The following is a 20,621-nucleotide window of genomic DNA, read 5'->3' as shown; positions in this document are numbered from 1 at the left end:
AAACGCGGTCAGGCGGCCAGGACGAAGGGCTCGAGGCCGGCAAGCCGGGTCACTGGACCGAGCACCGGCAGCTTGCGCGGGGCCAGGCCCCGCACAGCCTGGGCCATCGCGGCGATGTGCGCCGGGGTCGACCCGCAGCAGCCGCCCAGCACGTTGACCTGCCCGTTCTGCGCCCATTCGCCGACGAGGCCGGCGGTGGTCTCGGGCTGTTCGTCGTACTCGCCCAGTTCGTTGGGCAGGCCGGCATTGGGATAAACCATGATCAGCGTGTCGGCGATCTGGCTGAGCACGCGGACGTGCGGCCGAAGCTGCGAAGCGCCGAAACTGCAGTTGAGGCCAATCGTGATCGGCCGGGCATGGCGCACCGCGTGCCAGAACGCCTCGACGGTGTGGCCTGACAGGTTGCGCCCCGAAAGGTCGGTCAGCGTCATGGAGAGCATGATCGGCACCTCGTGCCCCAGCTCGCGCTCGAGCAGGCGAACGGCCATGATCCCGGCTTTGGCGTTGAGCGTGTCGAACACGGTTTCGATCAGGATGAAATCCGCCCCGCCTGCGACCAGCGACGCGGCCTGCTCGAGATAGACTTCGGTCAGGAAGTCGAAGTCGATCTCGCGGAAGCCGGGATCGTTCACGTCCGGCGACAACGACAGGGTCTTATTGGTCGGGCCGATCGCGCCGGCGACGAAGCGCGGACGGCCGTCTCGCTGTGCATACTCGTCGGCCAGGTCCCGGGCGATCCGGGCCGAGGCAAGATTGATCGCCGAAACCAGGTGTTCCGCACCGTAATCGGCCTGGCTGATCCGGTTGGCCGAGAACGTGTTCGTCGAGACGATGTCCGACCCGGCGTCGAGATAGGCGCGGGTGATCGTCTCGGGTACCGTGGGCATGGTCAGCGCAAGGATGTCGTTGTTGCCCTTTTGGTCGTGCCCCAGTCCCAAGGTGCCGGCATAGGCTGCCTCGTCCAGTTTCCAGTTCTGGATCTCGGTCCCGAAGGCACCGTCGGTGATCAGTATCCGCTCGGCCGCCTGGGCCAGAAACAGTTCGCGCCGGCTCATGCCGCCAGTCCCTTCGATGGTGCGCCCGAAGCCGCGCTGCCGCCCGGGCGCATGCCCAGGAGATGGCAGATCGCATAGCTCAGCTCGGCGCGGTTGAGAGTGTAGAAGTGGAAGTGGCGAACGCCGCCGGCGTAGAGCCGCCGCGCGAGTTCCGCCGCCAGCGTGGCCGCGACGAGCTGGCGGGCGGCGGGATGATCGTCCAGTCCTTCGAACAGGTCGGCAAGCCAGCCCGGGATCGCGGTGCCGCACAGCGAGCACATCCGGCGCACTGCGGCAAAGCTCGTCACCGGCATCAGGCCGGGCACGATCTCGGCGTCGATCCCGGCTGCTGCGGCGCGGTCGCGAAACCGGAAGAACGTGTCGGGTTCGAAGAAGAACTGGGTGATCGCCCGGCTCGCGCCGGCGTCGAACTTGCGCCTCAAATTGTCGAGATCTGCCTCGAGGCTGGCAGAATCGGGATGGCATTCGGGATACGCAGCGACCGAAATCTCGAACGGCGCGATCCGTTTCAGCCCGGCGACGAGCGCGGCGGCGTTCTCATAGCCTTGCGGGTGCGGGGTGAACCGCGTGCCGGGTCCGTCCGGCGCATCGCCACGCAGGGCCACGATGTGGCGCACGCCGGCCTCCCAGTAATCACGCGCAACCGCGTCTACTTCCTCGCGCGACGCTTCCACGCAGGTGAGGTGCGCGGCAGCGGGGATCGATGTCTCGCGCGCGATCCGCGCGACGGTGTTGTGCGTGCGTTCGCGGGTAGAACCGCCCGCCCCGTACGTCACCGAGACGAAGCTGGGCTCGAGCGGGGCGAGCGTGCCGATCGCATCCCACAGCGTCTCTTCCATCTTCTCGGTCTTGGGCGGGAAGAACTCGAAGCTGACTGCGATATCGCCGGGAAGCCCGGCGAATAGCGGGGCGGACAGCGCGGTCTGGAGTTCGCGCAAGGCGCTGGGCGTATCGTTCGTCATTATGTTCCCCTCGCCTCGCGGGCGGCTCTGCGGGCGGGCAGGCGGCGAATGCTGTCGTCCATCCGTTCGCCGGTCCATATCATCACGGTCAGTTCGGCACCGGCGAGCGCGGTCCCGGCGCCGGGCACGAAGCCCGCATCGCCGAGCAACGCGCGAATCTGATCGTCGGCAAAACCCAGGCGGGCGTGGGCGTGCCGATCGCGCAGTTCCTCGATCCCGTGGGCCGCGAAATCGACGATGGCGATCCGCCCGCCCGGACGCGTCACGCGCGCGGCCTCGGCCAGCGCCAGTTCGGGGGCCTGGGCATAGTGCAGGACCTGGTGGAACAGGACGGTGTCGAAACTGGCGTCGGCAAAGGGCAACGCGGCGAAATCGCCCTGGACGAGATCGACCCGCTCGGGCGGAAAATGCTGGAGCCTGGCGCGGGCGAGGCGGAGCATTTCGGGGCTGTTGTCGAGCGCGGTCACGCGCTCCGCGGCATCGCCGAAGAGTTCAGCGATCCGCCCGGTGCCGGTCCCGACGTCGAGCAAGCGACCCAGCGGCGCGGTCCCCAGCAGGCCGGCAAGTGCTTCCTCGACCGGCCCTTCGGCGATGTGGCGCGAGCGCAGTACGTCCCATTCACCCGCATGGCGGGCGAAATAATCGGCTGCGCGCACCTCGCGCGAGGCGCGAATCTGGCCAAGGCGCAGGTGATCCGCCTGGCCCTGCGCGGCGAAGGCAGGGTCTGATTCTTCGCCCTGTTCCAGCAGACGGGCGACCGCGGCGGGAACGTCGCCCCCGGCGATCCGGCGAAGGAAGACCCAGCTACCCTCGCGCCGCCGCTCGGCCAGGCCAGCCTCGCACAGGATGCGGATATGGCGCGATACGCGAGGCTGGCTTTGCCCGAGGACCTGGGCGAGTTCGCCCACGGCAAGCTCCATTCGGGCAAGCAGCCGCATGATCCGCAGGCGCGTGGGGTCGGCCAGCGCGCGCAGCGTGTCGATCATGGTCGGCGAGGGAAACGTCTGCGGCATCGTGAAAGTCATATAAAGAATTCTTTATATCATTGCAACGCATGCGTCGAAACGAGGTGAACGCGCGATGAATTTTGCCGTTTGCCTTGGCTGGGCCTTGTCGATAAATATCCGCTCCTCGCCGCGAACCCGGCTTTTTCAAAAGAGCAGGGAAGCGGCGTCGTTGCATGGAAAGAGGGCCACTCATGAAGAAGATCACTTACGTCGCGTTCGCGTCGGTTGCCGCGCTGGCGCTGGCTGCTTGCGGCAAGTCGGACGACGCTGCTGAAAACGCCGCCGCTGCCGACAACGTCGAAATGCCGGCTGACGAAGCCGTGCCCGCCGACGCGATGGCGACTCCGGCTGCCGACGCGATGGCTGCGCCCGCCGCGGATGCCGCTGCCGCCGCCGGTTCGGCCGCGACCGACGCCAAGGCGAGCGCCGAGGCCGCTGGCGACGCCGCTGCCAAGGCCGCCGATTCGGCTGCCAAGGCTGCCGACGCCGCGACGGAAACCGACAAGAAGATGTAATCGTCGTGGGGATTGCGCCAACCCGCGCGATCCCCGTTGCGCTTTCTCGAATGGGGCGACGTAGGCCAGCTGGCCAGCGTCGCCCTTTTTGGTTCGAACCTTTAGCTCAGGCCCGTGCCGTGGCAGAACCACGTCCATGAACCGTCCCCTGACCCTGCCGTTCGCGGCGATCCTCGCATCTTCCTGTCTCGCGCTAACTGCTTGCGGACCCGGCGAAAACGATCCCGGCCCGGGCGGTGTGACCGTAGGCGAAGCACGCGCGCTCGACGATGCCGCCGCGATGCTCGACGCCCGCGCGCCCCAGGATGCGCCCGCGAACGGTCCCTCCGCGCCGTCCGACTCCCCTTCGTCGCAGCCAACGCCGAGCCCCTCCGCAGCCAATTGATTTCGCGCCGGGGCTGCGCCATGGCGATTTAACGGCGCGGTTAAACGCGCACCTTATCCATCGGAGAAGAGGCGAGCGTGGCAGGTATTCTTGAAGGCAAGGTCGTGGCGGTTACCGGTGCGGGTCGTGGGATCGGGCGCGAGATCGCCCTGCTTTGCGCGGCTGAAGGCGCCGCCGTGATCGTCAATGACCCCGGCGTGGCGCAAGAAGGCGACGGCGGCGATGCCGGACCGGCCGAAACCACCGCCAACGACATTCGGACTGCCGGGGGCAAGGCCCATGCCAACCTCGCCAGCGTTGCCGATCCCAAGGGCGCGGCATCGATCATCGAGGACGCCGTCCAGCGCTTCGGCCGGATCGACGCGGTAGTGAACAATGCCGGCATCCTGCGCGACAGCATCTGGCACAAGCTGAGCCACGAGGACTGGAACGCGGTGATCGACGTCCACCTCAACGGCGCGTTCAATGTCTCGAAGGCCGCTACCCCCTATTTCCGCGAGCAGGGTTCGGGCAGCTTCATCCACTTCACCTCGACCAGCGGGCTCATCGGCAATATCGGCCAGGCCAACTATTCCGCAGCCAAGGCGGGAATCATCGGCCTTTCGCAGTCGATCGCGCTGGACATGGCGCGCGCGGGGGTCCGTTCGAACTGCATCGCGCCGTTCGCATGGAGCCGGATGACCGCATCGATCCCCGTCACCGGCGAAGGCGCCGAGGAGCGGGTCAAGCGGCTCCAATCGATGGGCGCGGAAAAGATCGCACCGCTCGTCGCGTACCTCGCGTCCGATGCGGCGAAGGACGTTTCCAACCAGATCTTCGCCGTGCGCAAGAACGAGATCGTGCTGTTTTCCAAGCCGCGCCCGATCCGTTCGATGACGAAGGTCGAGGGCTGGACCGCGCAGTCGATCGCCGACGAGCTGATCCCCGCCTTCCGCGCAAGCTTCGCCCGTGCGGACGAGGTCAGTGCCCATGTCTTCCCTTACGACCCCATCTGAGGAGCCCGGTCCATGAATGCGATCCCGCAAGCCACCGGCACGACCGTCGGGATGGACGACGACATCTTCGAACAGTTCATCGAGCAGCTTAAGCGCTATGTCCGCGAGCGGCTGATCCCGGCCGAGGCGCAAGTCATCGCCGAAGACAAGATTCCCGACGAGATCCTCGACGAAATGCGCGAGATGGGTCTGTTCGGCCTGACGATGCCCGAGGAATACGGCGGCGCTGGGATGAACATCAGCCAGTATGTCGAGACGATCCGCCAGCTTTCCTACGCGCTGCCCGCCTATCGCTCGATCACCTCGATCAACCTCGGCATGGTCTGCTCGGCGATCAAGAACAGCGGCACCGATGAGCAGAAGGCCGCCTGGCTGCCCCGCCTCGCCGCGGGCGAGATCGCCAGCTTCGGCCTGACCGAGCCCGGCTCGGGCTCCGATTCCGCGGCGATGCAGACCACCGCAACGCGCTCGGGCAACGGCTACGTCCTCAACGGCACGAAGCGTTACATCACCAACGCCCCCTTCGCGAAGGTGGCGCTGATCATGGCACGCACCGAAAAGGAAGCGTTGCCGCGCAACGCTCATGTCTCCGCGTTCCTCGTGCCTATGGACACGCCCGGAATCAGCGTGGGCAAGTCCGACAAGAAGATGGGCCAGGCGGGCAGCCACATCGCCGACATCATCATGGAGGATGTCCATATTCCGGGTGACGCGCTGCTGGGCGGCGCCGAGGGCAAGGGCTTCCAGACCGCGATGCAGAGCCTCGACAACGGCCGCCTGTCGGTCGCCGCGGCCAGCGCCGGCTATGCTCGCCGCATCCTCGACACCGCGATCCGCTATGCGACCGAGCGCAAGGCCTTCGGCGAGCCCATCTCGAACTTCCAGCTGATCCAGGCAATGCTGGCTGACAGCGAAGCCGAGATCTATGCTGCCGAGTGCATGATCGCCGATGCCTGCCGCCGCGCTGACGCCGGCGAGAAGGTGCTGGTCAAGGCGGCTTCGGCCAAGATGTTCGCGTCCGAGATGTGCGGCAGGGTTGCCGACCGCTGCGTCCAGATCCACGGCGGCGCGGGCTACCTCGCCGAATACGAGGCGGAGCGCTTTTTCCGCGATACCCGCATCTACCGCATCTACGAAGGAACGACGCAGATCCTTCAGCTGGTCATCGCCAAGAACATGCTGCGCGAATTCGCCGCGGGAGCGAACTGATCGGTGTACGATCTGCTCTCCGGGCTGACCGTGATCGAGGCGTCGTCGTTCGTCGCGTCGCCCACAGCGGGCCTCTATTGCGCGCAGATGGGCGCCGACGTGATCAGGGTCGACCAGATCGGCGGCGGCCCGGACTTCAAGCGCGCGCAGAAGACTGCCGAAGGCCATTCGCTCTCGTGGGAGAACCTCAACCGCGCCAAGCGCAGCCTCGCGCTCGACCTGGGGCGCCCGGAGGGCCGCGAACTCCTGGCCGAGCTCGTGCGCGCGACCGGGCAGTTCATCACCAACTTTCCCGTCTCGGGCTTCCTCTCGCACGACAAGCTCAGCAAGGGTTGCGATAACCTGATTACCGTGCGGATCATGGGCTGGGGCGACGGCCGGCAGGCGATGGACTTTACCGTCAACGCCGCGGTCGGCTATCCCCTGATGGCCGGACCGGTGAAGCAGGACCATCCGGCACCGATCAACAGCCCGGTGCCCGGTTGGGACCTCATGACCGGCGCTTATGCCGCATTCGCCCTGCTCGCCGCTTTGCGCCGGCGCGATGCTACCGGGCGCGGGGGCGAGGTGCGGATTCCGCTGGGAGACGTCGCCATCGGCAGCGTCTCGATGCTTGGCGGTCTGGCCGAGGTGCTTTATACCGGGCGCAACCGCGAGCGGCTCGGCAACGCGACCTGGGGCGCGTTCGGCCGCGACTTCGAGACACGCGACGGCGTGCTGGTCATGCTTACCGCCCTCACCCCGAAGCAATGGGCCGCGCTGGTCCAGGTCCTCGACCTTGCCGAGCCGATCGCCGCGCTCGAACGCCGATCCGGCGTCGCGCTCGACAGCGACGATACGCGCTTCGCCCAGCGCGACGAGCTTTTCGCGCTGTTCGAGCCCGCGGTCGCCGCCCGCGACTATGCCGACCTTGCCGCCGCGCTGGATGCCGCCGGGGCGACCTACGAACGCTACCGCACGACTCTCGAGGCGGCGAACGATCCGGTTCTGGTGGGTGACAACCCGTTGTTCGGACGGCCCGACGGGCCCAACCCCAGCGGCTTCGACTACCCTGCCGCCGGGCCCTTTGCCGCGCTGCCCGGCGACAATCGTGGCGCGCCCCGTCCCGCCCCGCTCAACGGCCAGCATTCAGAGCAGGTCCTGGCCGAACGACTGAACCTGTCTTCGGGCGAGATCGCCCGTCTCATCGACGCCGGCATCGTCGGCACAGCAAGGACCCAGCACGCATGACTTCCCCCAACGGCCTGCGCCGCGCCGCGATCGTCTCTCCCATCCGCACCGCGGTCGGCAAGTTCGGCGGCGCGCTTTCCTCGCTCACCGCCGGGCAGCTCGGCGCGGTGATCCTTCGCGCGCTGATTGACCGCACCGGGATCGACCCGTCGCGGGTCGACGACGTGGTTTTTGCCCAGGGCTACGGCAATGGCGAGGCGCCCTCGATCGGGCACTGGTCGTGGCTCCTGGCCGACTTGCCGCTCGAAGTGCCGGGCTACCAGCTCGACCGGCGCTGCGGGTCGGGCCTCCAGGCGATCGTGAACGCGGCGATGATGGTCCAGACGGGGGTCAGCGACGTTGTCGTGGCCGGCGGCTGCGAGTCCATGTCGAACGTCGAGCATTACACCACCGACATCCGCAAGGGCGTGCGGGCCGGAAATCTCGTCCTTCACGACCGGCTTTCGCGCGGACGCGTGATGTCGCAACCGGTCGAGCGGTTCGGCGTGATCACCGGGATGATCGAAACTGCCGAGAACCTCGCCAAGGACTATGGCATCACGCGCGAGGCGGCCGATGCCTATGCGGTGCGCAGCCACCAGCGCGCGACCGCCGCGTGGAACCAGCACCTGTTCGACGATGAACTGGTGCCCGTGCCCGTCCCGCAGAAGAAGGGCGATCCGATCGTCTTCGCGCACGACGAGGGCTATCGACCCGATGCCACGATGGAATCGCTGGGCAAGCTCCGCCCGCTCGAGGGCGGTGTCGTGACCGCAGGCAATGCCAGCCAGCAGAACGATGCCGGCGCGGCGTGCCTCGTCGTGGCCGAGGACAAGCTGGCCGAACTCGGCCTCGAACCCACCGCATGGTTCCATTCGTGGGCCGCGGCGGGATGCGATCCGAGCCGCATGGGCATCGGCCCCGTTCCTGCGACCGAGCGCCTGTTCGCCCGTAACGGCCTGAGCTGGGACGACATCGATCTCGTGGAACTGAACGAGGCGTTCGCCCCGCAGGTCCTCGCCGTGCTCAAGGGCTGGGGCTGGAGCGACGACGACAGCCGCCACGAGATCCTCAACGTCAACGGTTCGGGCATCAGCCTGGGCCACCCGATCGGCGCGACGGGCGGCCGTATCCTCGCCAACCTGACCCGCGAGCTGCACCGCCGGGGCGGGCGGTACGGCCTGGAGACGATGTGCATCGGCGGCGGCCAGGGAATCGCCGCGGTGTTCGAGCGCGCCTGACGATGGACGACTGGTCAGCCTGGATCGGCCGCGAGGAGCGGCGCACGGACCGTGTCGATCCCGCGCTCGTCGCCCGGTGGGTCGCGACGCTCGACCGCGAGCCGGCCAATCCCGACCTCCTGCCGCAGGGCCTGCACTGGTGCCTGTGCACGCCCGACGCGCCTACCGCGGGATTGGGAACGGACGGCCATCCGAGACGCGACGAGAGCGCGGAAAGCTTCATGCCGCCGGTGCCGCTCCCGCGCCGGATGTGGGCATCGAGCAAAGTCGAATTCCACACTCCGATGCGGATCGGCGACGAAGTGCGCCGCACCTCGCGCATCCAGTCGGTCACCGCGAAGCAGGGTGGCTCGGGACATCTGGTTTTCGTCGAGGTGCAACACGACACGCGCAGCGACGGCTCGCTTGCCGTGCGCGAGACGCAGAGCCTCGTCTATCGCGAGGCCGCTCCGGCGGGCGCACCGCCCGTGCCGCCCGAGCCGACCTGCGACGAATTCGATCCAGAGCCCTGGCAGTCGCACCGCAGCCTTGTGCCTACCGAGCCGCTGCTCTTCCGGTATTCGGCCCTCACCTTCAACAGCCACCGCATCCACTACGATCTCGCCTACGCGACCAACGAAGAAGGTTATCGTGGGCTTGTCGTGCACGGCCCGCTGACCGCGACGCTTCTCCTCGATCTGGCGGCGCGCGAACTGGGCGACAACATCCTCAAGACCTTCGCCTTTCGCGGCGTCAGTCCCGCGATCTGCGGCGAGATGCTGCACCTCGTGCTGCGCAGCAATGACCAAGGCCTGGAACTGGGAGCATTCGCCGTCGACGGACGCCAGGTCATGACGGCAAGCGCCACGCGCTAGTCGTCGCGCGTCACCTTTCCCCGCGCGGCCTTGACGGTGCCGCGCAACTTCTTTCCCGCGAGGCGCTGCTCCCTGCCCACGCGGTTGAGCCTCGACTTGGCGCGCTTTTCGGGCAGGCGTTGCGCTTCTTTCAGAAGCTCGACCAGACGCTCGCGCGCATCGGCGCGATTGGCTTCCTGCGTCCGAAACCGGCGCGCGGCGATCATCAGCTCCCCCCGCGCGGTCATGCGCGACCCCGCCAGGGTCTTGAGCCGCGCGAAGACCTGTGGGGACAGCCGCAAGGCGAACACGTCGACGCGCAGCTGCACGGCCGTTGCCACCTTGTTGACGTTCTGTCCGCCTGGCCCGCTGGCCGCGATGAAGGATTCGCTCGCAATCGCCAGCGCGCGCTCGGCGATCGCGGGATCGGGTTCAGGCATCGAACCCCAGCGCCCGGAAATCGGCCGGTACGGGCGCGACGGCCGATACCGGAGGCTTGCCGTCGCGGGGCATCGCGATCGACCAGGCATGCAGCATCGTTCGCGACGCCCCGCGCGCCGCCCCCGCGCCATAGACCGGATCGCCGAGCAGCGGCAGGCCGAGGCCGGCAAGGGCGTGGATCCTGATCTGATGCGTGCGCCCCGTTTCGGGAACAAACCGCACCAACGTCGCCTCGCCGATCTCGGCCAGTTTCGTCCAATGCGTGACCGAAGGCTTGCCCTTGCGCGCGGCGATCATCCGCCAGCCGCTCTCGGCGCTGCTGATCTTGCTCAAGGCCAGGGCGATGGTCCCGCTCTCCTCCGCCACCGTGCCCGCGACGATGCCAAGATAGACTTTCTCGACGGTGCGCGCCTCGAAGGCTGCGGAGAACCGCTTCAGCGCCTTGGGATTGCGGGCTAGCAGGAGGCAGCCCGACGTATCGCGGTCGAGCCGGTGGACGGGTACCGGCGCGCGCTGGAAACCGAGTTTAAGCTCGTCGAGGTGATCCTCGAGCGATTCGCCGCCGCTGCGCGGGCGGTCGACTGCCAGGCCTGCAGGCTTGTCGATCACCAGCGCCTCGCCGTCTTCGAACAGGATCGGCAGCGTCATGGGGTATCTTTCAGTGCGGCGGCGACGCGACGCACCGCTTCGTCAATCTGGGCGTCGTCGGCCGCGAAACTGATCCGGAAACCGTCCGCGCCGCCGAAGGCCGAGGCGGGAACGACGGCGACGCCGTGGTCGAGCAGGTGCAGCGCCAGCCCGGTGTCGTCGCCGAAACGCGCGATGTGCGGGGTCGCATCGACAAGGCAGTAGAACGCGCCATCGGGCACCGGGGTCGCCAGGCCCGGAATGGCGTTGATTCCCGCAACCACCCGATCCCTTCGCACGCGGAACCTGTCGCGCCAGTCCGCAAGGAAATCCTGCGGCCCTTCGAACGCGGCGACTGCGGCGGCCTGGCTGATCGAGCAGGGATTGCCGCTGGAATGAGACTGGAGCTTTTCCATCGCGGCGATGAGCCACTCGGGCCCGGCGGCGACACCGATCCGGAAGCCGGTCATCGCATGGCTCTTCGAGACACCCGAGATGGTGAGGACGCGGTCGCCCAGAGCGGGACATTCGACCGCAAGCGTGGCGTGCTCACATGGCGTATAGCGCAATGGCGCGTAGATATCGTCGCTCAGCACCAGGACTTGCGGATGCGCGGCCAGCACTTCGCCGATCGCGCGCAGCAATTCGGCCGGATAGACCGCGCCGGTGGGATTGCCGGGACTGTTGAGGAGGAGCCAGCGCGTGCGCGGGGTGATCGCGGCGGCAAGCGCGGCGGGATCGATCCGGTAGCCATATTCGGCGCTGGTCGGCAGGGCGACTACCGTCGCGCCGGCAAAGCGCACGATCTGCGGATAGCTGACCCACCATGGTGCCGGGATCAGGACCTCGTCGCCCGGGTCCAGCGTCGCAAGCAGCGCGTGGAAGATCGCCTGCTTGCCCCCGGCGCTCACCGTTACCCGTTCGGTCGGGACCGTGATGTCGAGGTCGCGCGCAAAATGGAGCGCCGCGGCTTCCTTGGCCCGCGCGGTGCCGCCGACCGGCGTGTAGCGCGTCTGCCCGGCGTCGAGCGCGGCCTTGGCTGCGGCGACGACGTGCTGCGGCGTGGCGAAATCGGGTTCGCCGACCGACAGCGAGATGATGTCCGCTCCCTCGGCACGAAGCCGCGTGGCGCGGTCGGTCATCGCGCTGGTCTGCGAGGCGGCGATGCGCCCCAGCGCCTGACTTGTCCGGACGCTCACGCGCCGAGCAGGCGGGCGGGCATCAAGCCGCGCAGCGCGTTCCCGATGAAAAATTCGCCTTCCAGGCCGGCCATGGCCACGTCTTCCTCGCGCGCCCGGCCCGCCTCGATCAGCGAGCGGCGGAGCACGCCGGGAAGAAGGCCGAGCGAAGCGGGCGGGGTCGCGAGGCCGGCATCGCCGCGCGCGACGAACAGGTTGGTGAAGCTGCCCTCGGTGACACGTCCGTCGTCGCGCAGGAACAAGACCTCGTCGGCCCCGGCGGCGCGCGCGGCGGCAAGGCCATCGTCATAGAAGCCGCGATCGGTAGTCTTGTGGCGCAGTCGCCAGTCGTCCGCGCTAACCGGCAGCGGGAGCAGCGCTACCTTGGCAGGATTGGGCAAGGCCGCGGGCAGCGGCGTGATCTCGAACGCGGTGGCGCCGCTGCGCGCCAGCAGGAGTCGCACCCGCGAGGCTTCCGAAATGTCGAAGCACAGGGCCTGGAGCGCGTTCTTCACCGCATGGCGATCGAACGCGAAACCAAGCTCCGCCGCGCTCGCCTTCATCCTTTCGAAATGGAGTTCGATCAGCGGCACCCCTTCGGCAGGGTCGAAACGCATCGTCTCGATAAGGTCGAATGTCGCCGCTGCCGATCGCGTCACGAAACCTCCCTTGACCACGCTTTCGCGCCACTCATCGTCCTCGCGCGAGTCCGCCACGATGGCCGAACCGACGCCGAGGACCGCGCGGTTCGTCTCACGATCGAGCCGCAGCGTGCGGATTGCCACATTGAACGCGGCGTCACCAGTGGGGTCGAACCGGCCGATCGCTCCGCAGTAGATCCCCCGCGCATCGCGCTCGACCTCGGCGATGAGTTCCATCGCACGGATCTTGGGCGCGCCGGTAATCGATCCGCAGGGGAAGATCGCACGGACGAGGTCGGCCGCGGTGAACCCGGGAGCGAGCCGCGCGCGGACCGTGGTCGTCATCTGGTGAACGGTGGGATAGCTCTCCACCGCGAAGGGCGCTTCGACCCGCACGCTGCCCGGCACCGCCACCCGAGACAGGTCATTGCGCATGAGATCAACGATCATGAGGTTCTCGGCCCGGTCCTTGACGCTTGCTCCCAGTTCCGCCGAGATCGCCGCGTCCTGTTCCGGGTCGCGCAGGCGCGGGCGGGTGCCCTTCATCGGCTTGCCGGTGATCGCATCGCCTTGCAGCGCCACGAACAGTTCGGGCGAGAAGCTGAGGAGGTGGTGCGATCCATCGAAGACGACGCCGCCATAACCCGCCGCCGCGCTTCCGCGCAGCGCAGCGTAGAGAGTGAGCGGATCGCCGCGAAAGGCACCGGCAAGCGGAAAGGTGAGATTGGCCTGGTAGATATCCCCCGCGACGATCGCCTCCTGCAGCCGAGCGAAGGCGGCACCGTAGCCGCCGCGCGAGACTTGCGGATCGAGCGGCCCGATCCCGGCCATGCCATCGCCCGCAGCCCGCGCCAGCCATTGCGGGACCACTTCCGCAGGGATCGTCTCGTAGCCGGCGAACCGCCCGAACCAGACCAGCGGCCCGGTCGCGCCCACCCGGTGCGCAGCCAGCGGCGCGAGCCGGGGCTCGAGCGCCAGGCCGGCCTCGTAAGCGATGTATCCCGCCAGTTCCGCCCCCTCTGCCCGCATCGCTTCGAGCCGGGCCAGCGCGGGCTCCACCTCGTCGGCGCGGCGCGCGACGACGATCTCCAGCGGCGCGCGGTAGAGCCGCGCATCGCTCGCGCCGTCGGCGCGGGCATCGTCGAGAAGGACAAATGGCGTCGCGGGATCGGGAAGCTCTGGCATGGGCATCGCCGGCGCTCTAGCGGCGCACCGCCGCCGATGCAAAAAGCCCCTCGCCTCGCGCAGCCGCGCGTCCTATCCCGTCAATGACTTGCGAACATGGAGCGTGCGCGATGGACGATATCTTTCTCGGCAAGGCGGGCGACCTGCCGCAGGTCTTGCGGCTCAGCCGGTCGAACCGCCACGGACTGATCGCGGGCGCCACCGGCACCGGCAAGACCGTGACCCTGCAGACCATCGCCGAACAGTTTTCCGCGCGCGGCGTCCCGGTGTTCATGGCCGATGTGAAGGGCGACCTCTCCGGCATCTCGATGGCCGGCAGCCACGACTTCAAGCATGCCGACAGCCTCGAGCAGCGGGCCAAGGACCTCGGGATCACCGACTATGCCTATGCCGACAATCCGGCGATCTTCTGGGACCTCTACGGCGAGATGGGTCATCCCATCCGCACCACGATCAGCGAGATGGGCCCGCTTCTCCTGTCGCGGCTGATGGGCCTCAATGAAACGCAGGAAGGCGTTCTCAACATCGCGTTCCGCTATGCCGACGAGCAGGGCCTGCTGCTGATCGACCTCGAGGATCTGCAAGCCGTGCTGATGGCCTGCGCCCAGAACGCCAGCGAGCTGGGAATCAAGTACGGCAACATCTCGAAGGCCAGTGTGGGCACGATCCAGCGGCAGCTCCTCGCCTTCGAAAGCCAGGGCGCGGACAAATTCTTCGGCGAGCCCGCGTTCGAGATCGCGGACTTCATCCGCAACGACGAGCAGGGGCGCGGCTACGTCAACATCCTCGCCGCCGAGAAACTGATGCAGAGCCCCAAGCTCTACGCGACCTTCCTGCTGTGGTTGCTGTCCGAGCTGTTCGAGGCGCTGCCAGAAGTCGGCGATCCCGAAAAGCCGGTGCTGGTGTTCTTCTTCGACGAGGCGCACCTCCTTTTCGACGACGCCCCGCAAGCCTTGTTCGACAAGGTCGAGCAGGTCGTCCGCCTGATCCGCTCCAAGGGGGTCGGCGTCTACTTCATCACGCAGAATCCCATCGACATTCCCGAAAAGATCGCGGGTCAGCTCGGCAACCGGGTCCAGCACGCGCTGCGCGCCTTCACCCCGCGCGACCAGCGCGCGATCCGCGCGGCGGCCGAGACCTTCCGGATAAACAAGGACCTCAACGTCGAGCAGGTCATTACCGAGCTGAAGGTGGGCGAGGCGCTTGTCTCCACGCTCGAGGAAGATGGCAGCCCGTCGGTAGTCCAGCGCACGCTGATCGCCCCGCCGCGCTCGCGCCTGGGGCCCGTCACGCCGAAGGAGCGGGCGATCGTTCAGTCGATCTCGCCTGTCGACGGCAAGTACGACACCAAGATCGACCGCGATTCCGCCGCGGAAGTGCTTGCGGCCAAGACTGCTGATGCAGCAGCGGTTGCCCAGGCCGTCGAAGAAAAGGGCGTCGAGGCGGTGCGGGCCGAACCCCGCCGCACGCAGACAATGTGGGAGCGCGCAGGCAAGGCGGCGGCGGGAGCGGTGGCGTCCTCGGCCGGCGCGCTTGTCGCGGCACAAATCTCGGGCCGCACCTCGCGCGCGTCGCCTACCCGCAGCGCCGCGGGCGCCATTGCCGGATCGCTGGGGACGGAGCTGGGCAAATCGATCGGATTTCCCGGCCTTGGCCGGTTCGCCCGCGGGCTTCTGGGCGGCCTGATGCGCTGACCGGCTAGAGCGGGATGCGCAGGGTCGCGGTAAGCCCCGCGATCCGGCCGCCGGCGCGCCGGTTGGCCAGTTCCAGCGTTCCCCCGTGCTGTTCGGCAACCGCGCGGGCCAGCGTCAGGCCCAGCCCTGCGCCACCCGTGGAACTGTTGCGCGAGGCTTCGAGCCGGGTGAACGGTTCGAGCATCCGCGCTATCTGGTCGTCGGGAATGCCCGGTCCGTCGTCGTCGATCCGGATGGTGGCGAAACCGGGTTCGCGTCCGAGGGCCAGGCGCGCCGATCCGCCATACCGAAGTCCGTTGTCGATCAGGTTGCGCAGCGCGCGGCGCAGCCAGGTAGCGCGTGCGCGAACCACGATCCGCGGCGATTCGGCGCAGGTCACGGGCTCCCCCATGTCCTCGTATTCCTCGACCACCGCCCCCGCGAGCGCGCTCAATTCGGTCGACTCGGGATCGTCGCTGGGACGGCCCACCCGGGCGAGCGAGAGGATGTCGTCGAGCGATCGGTTTATGTCCTCGATGCCGGCGGCCATCTTGCCGCGCTCGGCATCGTTCTCGACCGATTCGATCCGCACCCGCAGCGCGGCGAGCGGCGTCTTGAGGTCATGGCCGATGGCCCCGAGCATCACGTCCTTTTCATCGAGCAGGCCGATGATGCGGTTTTCCATCGCGTTATGCGCCGCGATCAGGCGGCGCACGTCGTCCGGGCCACTGGGCTCGACCTGGCCCCTGCCATCGCGTTCGGCCGAGAAGCGCTCGACCCGCGTGGTGAGCGCCGCGAGCGGTCGAGTGATCCGGCGCAGCAGCAGCGCCATCGCCCCGACGAGGACGATGTAGATGAAGAGCGTCTGCGCCAGCAGCGAGCCTACCAGGCGCCGCTGGCCGCCAGGCACGAAGATGCGCGCGGTGTGCCAGGTCCCGTCGGGGTCGTGGACACCCGCCAGCAGCATCCGTTCGGGCGGCTCGGTAGAAGCGAACGGGGAATGGCGCGGATGCATCGCAAGCCACTGCCGCGCCAGCGGATCGCCTGCCACGCGGCGCTCGACCACGACCAGTTCGGTATAGGCGACACCTTCGCCCGAAAGAATCTCGCCCAACGTCCGTTCGGCATCGGCGAGGCGTGTCTCGCTGTCGCGCAGCGGCGAGGTTGGCGAAATCTCGACCCCCATCCGCCGGTTCTCGCGGCCGAGAATGCGCGAAGCCGGTACGGGCGCGTCACCGCGACCGGCGCGTTCGCGCGGATTGCCCGTCAGGCGGACGGCGGCGGCGTTGATCATAGCGGCCTCGCGCCGCTGGTCCTGCGCGCGGTAGATCAGCCCCGCCGAAAGCCCCTGTGCGAACAGGAGCGCGAGGGCGAGCCAGAACAGGACCTGGCCCTGCAGGCTGCGCGGCCAGGTGCGGCGCCGGCCGGGGTCCATCAAGCCGTCGCGGTGCTTTGCCGGGTCACGTCGGCGGCGAGCATGTAGCCGCCGCCCCACACGGTCTGGATGATTTCGGGATTGCGGCTGTCGGCCTCGATCTTGCGGCGCAGGCGGCTGATCTGGTTGTCGATCGCACGGTCAAACAGGTGAGCCTCGCGGCCCTGAACCATGTCGAGCAGACGGTCGCGGTCGAGCACTTGCCGGGGGTGTTCGAGGAACGCCATGAGGAGGCGGAATTCCGCCGAAGAGATCGCGACGACCGCTCCTTCGGGATCGAGCAGACGGCGCTTGAGCGGATCGAGGCGCCAGTTCTCGAAAACGTAGAGATCGTTGTCGTCGGCGGGCGGCGCACCGCGCGCAGACCGGCGCAACACGCTGCGGATGCGTGCGACGAGTTCACGCGGATCGAACGGCTTCACCACGTAATCGTCGGCCCCGATCTCGAGCCCGACGATCCGGTCGGTCGATTCGCCCCGCGCGGTAATGAAGATGACGGGAAGCGAGCGGGTCTCGATCAGGTGGCGGCAGAGCGACAGGCCGTCCTCGCCGGGCATCATGATGTCGAGGAGGACCAGATCGAAGAGCCCTTCCGGGCCGTTTTCCGCCAGCCGCGACCGGGCCTCGGCGGCAGTCCCGGCCTGGGTCACCGCGAAACCCTGGCGGACAAGATAGTCCGCCAGGGGCTCACGCAGCGAGCGCTCGTCGTCGACAAGCAGCAGGCGGGTTGGCGACGTGTCGCTCATGCCGTGACTTGGTCCCGCGATGCGGGATCAGTTCCCGTCGTCTTGCGCCATACCGGCATGGTCGGCGCCGCCAGCCTTGCGAGCGGCCTGCCACTTGGCGCGCATTGCGGCACGTGCGGCGTCGCGTTCGGCCGTGCTTATCGAGCCGTCGTGATTGGTATCGACCTCGGCGAAGTGCTTGAGCGTCGCGGCATCGTATTCGGCGCGGGTCACGTTGCCGTCACCGTTGGCATCAGCCATCCGGCCCATCATTCCGCCCATGCCGCCCATACGATGGCCGCCCTTGCCGGAGCCACCCATCTTGTGGTCGCCCATCTTGTGATCGCCCATATCATGACCCGCCATCCCGGCGTGATCGCGGCCCATTCCGCCACGCATGCCGGGTCCGGCCGACAGTTCGGCGGCCGAAAGGCTTCCGTTCTTGTCGGTATCGAGCTTGGCGAAGAACTGGTCGAGCATCGCAGCGCGCTGGTCGGCACGTTCGCCGGCGCGGGCAGCGGCCATCGCCTGGAGCTCTGCCTTGGTCACCTGGCCGTCGTGATTGGCGTCGACCTTGGCGAACATCTCGGCCTGGCGGGCCGTGCGATCGGCGGCGTTGAGCACGCCGTCCTTGTTGACGTCCATGCGGACCCACATCGCGTTGGCGGCGGCGACCGCCTCGGCGCGGGTGACCACGCCGTCGTTGTTGGCGTCGGGGCCGTGCATTTCCGCATTCTGCGCAACGGCATAGGCGCCGCCGCCAAGCGCCATCGCGGCGGCAGTCACTGCAAGAGCAAGTTTCTTCATCGGTGGCATCCTCGTGGGAGAAAAAACGTGAAGCCGCGCCTGCCTGGCGGGACTGAAGGGGAGGAAAGTCCCTTTTGCACGGACAGACGCAGCTTCTGACTTATGCACTAGCGCAAGGTTGTCGCGCGATTATGCCGCGCACCGTCCAATTTGTAGCAATTTGTCTCGCATCGCGAAGCTCGTTCATCCCGCCTGCAGGAGCGCCCGGCGCGCCGTCCCCCGCCTCAGCCCGCATCCATCACGAAGGCGTTGAGCTTGTTGCCGTCCGGATCGCGGAAATAGGCGGCATAGAACCCGCCGTCGCCGCGCGGGCCGGGCGCGCCCTCGTCAGTCCCGCCATTCGCGAGCGCGATCTCGTAGAGGCGCTGGACCTGCGCCGGGTCCTTGGCCTCGAGCGCGACCATGACCCCGTTCCCCACGCTAGCGGCCTTGCCGTCGAACGGCTTGGTCAGTCCGATCCCCGCGCCGCCCCCGGGCGTTCCCCAGGCGATGAACTCACCGAATTCCATCATGCGCCCCGTGCCCATTTCGGCGGCGATCGCGTCGTAGAACCGTGCCGCGCGCGGCAGGTCGCTGGTTCCCAGGGTAACGTAACCGATCATCACAAGTTCTCCCGCTGCGAATCGACCCGGTGGAACATTATGAGAACAAATCCAACGTTACAAGGGTTGGCACTGGTCATCGAGCCATGCGAGGTCATCGCCCGAAAGCTGCGGCGCAAGGACTTCGCGGACCCTGGCATGGTAGGCGTTCCACCACGCCGTCTCTTCGGCGGTAAGCAGCTCTTGCGCCACGAGCTGGCGGTCGATCGGAACGAATGTCAGTGTCTCGAACCCCAGGAAAGGGCCTTCGGCGCCGGCAATCTCGCGTTCCTCGACCAGCACCAGGTTTTCGATCCGGATGCCGTATTCGCCGCTCTTGTAGTAGCCCGGCTCGTTCGACAGGATCATCCCCGCCATCAGCGCCTGCTCGGTGCCGGGCTGGCCGCCGGCGGACTTGGCGATGCGCTGCGGGCCTTCGTGGACCGACAGGAAGCTGCCCACGCCGTGGCCGGTACCGTGGGCATAATCGAGCCCGGCCTGCCACAGGAACTGGCGCGCGAAACTGTCGAGCTGGCTGCCAGCGGTGCCCGCAGGAAATACCGCGCGGGCGAGCGCGATGTGACCCTTCAGCACGCGGGTGAAGCGGTCCTTCACTTCTGCCGGAGCTTCATCGGGGCCGATCCACACGGTGCGGGTGATGTCGGTCGTGCCGTCCGGATACTGCCCGCCCGAATCGACGAGATAAACGCTGTTCGGCGCGATCTGGAGATTGCTGTCCTCGTCCACGCGGTAGTGCGGGATCGCGGCGTGCGGCCCTGCCCCACTGATCGTGTCGAATGAAAGATCGCGCAGCAGCCCCGTCTCCTCGCGCCGCGCATGGAGGTAGGCCGAGGCCGAAAGCTCGGTCTCGGCGCCCTTCGGCGCGGCCTCGCCCAGCCACTTGAGGAAGCGCGACACCGCCACCCCGTCGCGCGCCTGCGCGGCGCGGTGTCCCGCCTGCTCGACCGGGTTCTTGATCGCCTTGGCCAGGACGCAAGGATCGCGCAGCTCGACGATCTGGGCGCCGGCGTCGGTCAGCGCGGCGAATATCGCCTGGACCGAGCGTTCCGGATCGACCGCGACACGCTTGTCCTTCAACCCGGCAAGCGAGGTAACGAACGCCTCCCGCGGGAAGATCCGCACTGCGTTGCCCAGGTGTGCGCGCACTTCGGCGGGCAGCTTTGCTTCGGGCATGAAGAGGTCGGCGGTGCCATCGGCGTTGACGATCGCAAAGCCGAGCGCGACCGGCGTGCGTTCGACGTCGCTGCCGCGAATGTTGAACAGCCAGGCCAGCGAATCGAGCGCCGAGATCACCGCGCCATCGAGCTTGCGCGCGGTCAGCCATTCGCCCACTTCGGCGCGCTTTTCCTGGCTGGAGCGGCCCGCATGGGCGGTGTCGTGCACGATCGCCGGTGCGGCGGAAGGCTCGGGCCGGTCCTGCCACACGGCATCGATCGGATTGCTGTCGACCGCGACGAGCGTGCCCTTGCGGTCGTCCAGCGCACGCGACGCGGCCTCGACCCAGCCCTTGCCGTGCAGCCACGCGTCGTAGCCGATCTTCGCACCTTCGGGCGCGTGTTCGCCCAGCCACGCCGCGATCGTGGTCTGCGGAACCGACTCATAATTCCAGAACCGGCCATCCACCTGTTCGCGGACCTGAAGGGTATAGCGCCCGTCGACGAACATCGCCGCGCCCTTGTCCTGGCCCGGATCGGTCAGAACCACCGCGGTGCCGGCAGAGCCGCCAAAACCCGTAAGCCAGGCGAGCCGCTGGGCATAGCCGCCGACATATTCGCTCAGGTGCTCGTCGGATATGGGGATAACGAAACCGTCGAGGCCGCGCCGGGCAAGTTCCTTGCGCAGGGCGTCGAGACGGGCTTCGTGCGTATTCATCAGCATGGTTCGCGTCCGGGTTGC

General features: G+C 67.8%; 20 protein-coding genes. 8 read left to right on the top strand and 12 right to left on the bottom strand.

Annotation, left to right across the window (positions count from 1 at the left end; translation table 11 throughout):
- Positions 1–8 precede the first annotated feature (8 nt).
- Genes ACFO0A_RS04380 through ACFO0A_RS04370 form a run of 3 tightly spaced genes read right to left on the bottom strand, consistent with a single transcriptional unit; the run spans position 9 to position 3,042 of the window.
- A complete protein-coding gene (locus ACFO0A_RS04380; RefSeq protein ID WP_379537748.1) occupies positions 9–1,055 on the bottom strand; it encodes a homocysteine S-methyltransferase family protein in 1,047 nt (348 codons plus the stop codon).
- Complete coding sequence (metF, locus tag ACFO0A_RS04375; RefSeq protein ID WP_379537747.1) at positions 1,052–2,017, bottom strand: methylenetetrahydrofolate reductase [NAD(P)H]; 966 nt, start codon at positions 2,015–2,017, stop codon at positions 1,052–1,054. The genes ACFO0A_RS04380 and metF overlap by 4 nt, the downstream gene beginning before the upstream one ends.
- The gene (locus tag ACFO0A_RS04370; protein ID WP_379537746.1) at positions 2,017–3,042 is read right to left on the bottom strand and encodes an ArsR/SmtB family transcription factor; all 1,026 of its coding nucleotides are present in this window, start codon (positions 3,040–3,042) and stop codon (positions 2,017–2,019) included. Before ACFO0A_RS04370 ends, metF begins: the two co-directional genes overlap by 1 nt.
- A 173-nt stretch (positions 3,043–3,215) precedes the next feature.
- Between ACFO0A_RS04370 and ACFO0A_RS04365 the strand changes: the two genes are divergently transcribed.
- From ACFO0A_RS04365 to ACFO0A_RS04335, 7 genes are all read left to right on the top strand, one after another.
- Positions 3,216–3,539 carry a hypothetical protein gene (locus ACFO0A_RS04365; protein WP_379537745.1) on the top strand — a complete coding sequence of 108 codons (324 nt, stop codon included), beginning with the start codon at positions 3,216–3,218 and terminating at the stop codon, positions 3,537–3,539.
- A 136-nt stretch (positions 3,540–3,675) separates the two neighbouring features.
- Positions 3,676–3,924: a hypothetical protein gene (locus ACFO0A_RS04360; RefSeq protein WP_379537744.1), complete on the top strand. Its 249-nt coding sequence runs from the start codon at positions 3,676–3,678 to the stop codon at positions 3,922–3,924.
- 77 nt (positions 3,925–4,001) lie between these two features.
- Positions 4,002–4,919 (top strand): SDR family NAD(P)-dependent oxidoreductase, encoded by a 918-nt coding sequence (locus tag ACFO0A_RS04355; RefSeq protein WP_379537743.1) that lies wholly within the window; start codon positions 4,002–4,004, stop codon positions 4,917–4,919.
- A 12-nt stretch (positions 4,920–4,931) separates the two neighbouring features.
- Complete coding sequence (locus tag ACFO0A_RS04350; RefSeq protein WP_379537742.1) at positions 4,932–6,128, top strand: acyl-CoA dehydrogenase family protein; 1,197 nt, start codon at positions 4,932–4,934, stop codon at positions 6,126–6,128.
- A 3-nt stretch (positions 6,129–6,131) separates the two neighbouring features.
- Positions 6,132–7,358 (top strand): CoA transferase, encoded by a 1,227-nt coding sequence (locus tag ACFO0A_RS04345; RefSeq protein WP_379537741.1) that lies wholly within the window; start codon positions 6,132–6,134, stop codon positions 7,356–7,358.
- Positions 7,355–8,578, top strand: a complete 1,224-nt coding sequence (locus ACFO0A_RS04340) for an acetyl-CoA C-acetyltransferase (protein WP_379537740.1) — start codon at positions 7,355–7,357, stop codon at positions 8,576–8,578. Before ACFO0A_RS04345 ends, ACFO0A_RS04340 begins: the two co-directional genes overlap by 4 nt.
- Positions 8,579–8,580: 2 nt before the next feature.
- Positions 8,581–9,432 (top strand): HTD2 family dehydratase, encoded by an 852-nt coding sequence (locus ACFO0A_RS04335; RefSeq protein WP_379537739.1) that lies wholly within the window; start codon positions 8,581–8,583, stop codon positions 9,430–9,432.
- Here the strand turns inward: ACFO0A_RS04335 and arfB are convergent.
- The 4 genes from arfB to pabB are packed head-to-tail and all read right to left on the bottom strand — an operon-like array spanning position 9,429 to position 13,489.
- Complete coding sequence (gene arfB / locus ACFO0A_RS04330; RefSeq protein WP_379537738.1) at positions 9,429–9,851, bottom strand: alternative ribosome rescue aminoacyl-tRNA hydrolase ArfB; 423 nt, start codon at positions 9,849–9,851, stop codon at positions 9,429–9,431. The genes ACFO0A_RS04335 and arfB overlap by 4 nt on opposite strands.
- Positions 9,844–10,500: an RluA family pseudouridine synthase gene (locus ACFO0A_RS04325; RefSeq protein WP_379537737.1), complete on the bottom strand. Its 657-nt coding sequence runs from the start codon at positions 10,498–10,500 to the stop codon at positions 9,844–9,846. The genes arfB and ACFO0A_RS04325 overlap by 8 nt, the downstream gene beginning before the upstream one ends.
- Positions 10,497–11,621 carry a pyridoxal phosphate-dependent aminotransferase gene (locus ACFO0A_RS04320; RefSeq protein WP_379538163.1) on the bottom strand — a complete coding sequence of 375 codons (1,125 nt, stop codon included), beginning with the start codon at positions 11,619–11,621 and terminating at the stop codon, positions 10,497–10,499. The genes ACFO0A_RS04325 and ACFO0A_RS04320 overlap by 4 nt, the downstream gene beginning before the upstream one ends.
- Before the next feature lie 53 nt (positions 11,622–11,674).
- Positions 11,675–13,489: an aminodeoxychorismate synthase component I gene (pabB, locus tag ACFO0A_RS04315; RefSeq protein ID WP_379537736.1), complete on the bottom strand. Its 1,815-nt coding sequence runs from the start codon at positions 13,487–13,489 to the stop codon at positions 11,675–11,677.
- A gap of 104 nt (positions 13,490–13,593) precedes the next feature.
- Here pabB and ACFO0A_RS04310 point away from each other — a divergent pair, with 104 nt between their 5' ends.
- Positions 13,594–15,177, top strand: a complete 1,584-nt coding sequence (locus ACFO0A_RS04310) for a helicase HerA-like domain-containing protein (protein WP_379537735.1) — start codon at positions 13,594–13,596, stop codon at positions 15,175–15,177.
- A 4-nt stretch (positions 15,178–15,181) separates the two neighbouring features.
- On the opposite strand, the gene ACFO0A_RS04305 is transcribed toward ACFO0A_RS04310, so the two are convergent.
- The 5 genes from ACFO0A_RS04305 to ACFO0A_RS04285 all read right to left on the bottom strand — a co-directional run bounded on the left by ACFO0A_RS04305 (position 15,182) and on the right by ACFO0A_RS04285 (position 20,597).
- Complete coding sequence (locus ACFO0A_RS04305; RefSeq protein WP_379537734.1) at positions 15,182–16,591, bottom strand: sensor histidine kinase; 1,410 nt, start codon at positions 16,589–16,591, stop codon at positions 15,182–15,184.
- The gene (locus tag ACFO0A_RS04300; RefSeq protein ID WP_379537733.1) at positions 16,591–17,337 is read right to left on the bottom strand and encodes a response regulator; all 747 of its coding nucleotides are present in this window, start codon (positions 17,335–17,337) and stop codon (positions 16,591–16,593) included. The genes ACFO0A_RS04305 and ACFO0A_RS04300 overlap by 1 nt, the downstream gene beginning before the upstream one ends.
- A 27-nt stretch (positions 17,338–17,364) precedes the next feature.
- Complete coding sequence (locus ACFO0A_RS04295; RefSeq protein WP_379537732.1) at positions 17,365–18,123, bottom strand: EF-hand domain-containing protein; 759 nt, start codon at positions 18,121–18,123, stop codon at positions 17,365–17,367.
- Positions 18,124–18,347: 224 nt separating this feature from the next.
- Complete coding sequence (locus tag ACFO0A_RS04290; RefSeq protein WP_379537731.1) at positions 18,348–18,725, bottom strand: VOC family protein; 378 nt, start codon at positions 18,723–18,725, stop codon at positions 18,348–18,350.
- Positions 18,726–18,782: 57 nt separating this feature from the next.
- Complete coding sequence (locus tag ACFO0A_RS04285) at positions 18,783–20,597, bottom strand: aminopeptidase P family protein (RefSeq protein WP_379538162.1); 1,815 nt, start codon at positions 20,595–20,597, stop codon at positions 18,783–18,785.
- Between the last annotated feature and the right edge of the window lie 24 nt (positions 20,598–20,621).

The organism is Novosphingobium tardum (genome assembly GCF_042652045.1).
Lineage (GTDB): Bacteria > Pseudomonadota > Alphaproteobacteria > Sphingomonadales > Sphingomonadaceae > Novosphingobium > Novosphingobium tardum.
The sequence above is the reverse complement of the archived record's forward strand: the minus strand, read 5'-3'. Positions and strand labels throughout refer to the sequence as shown.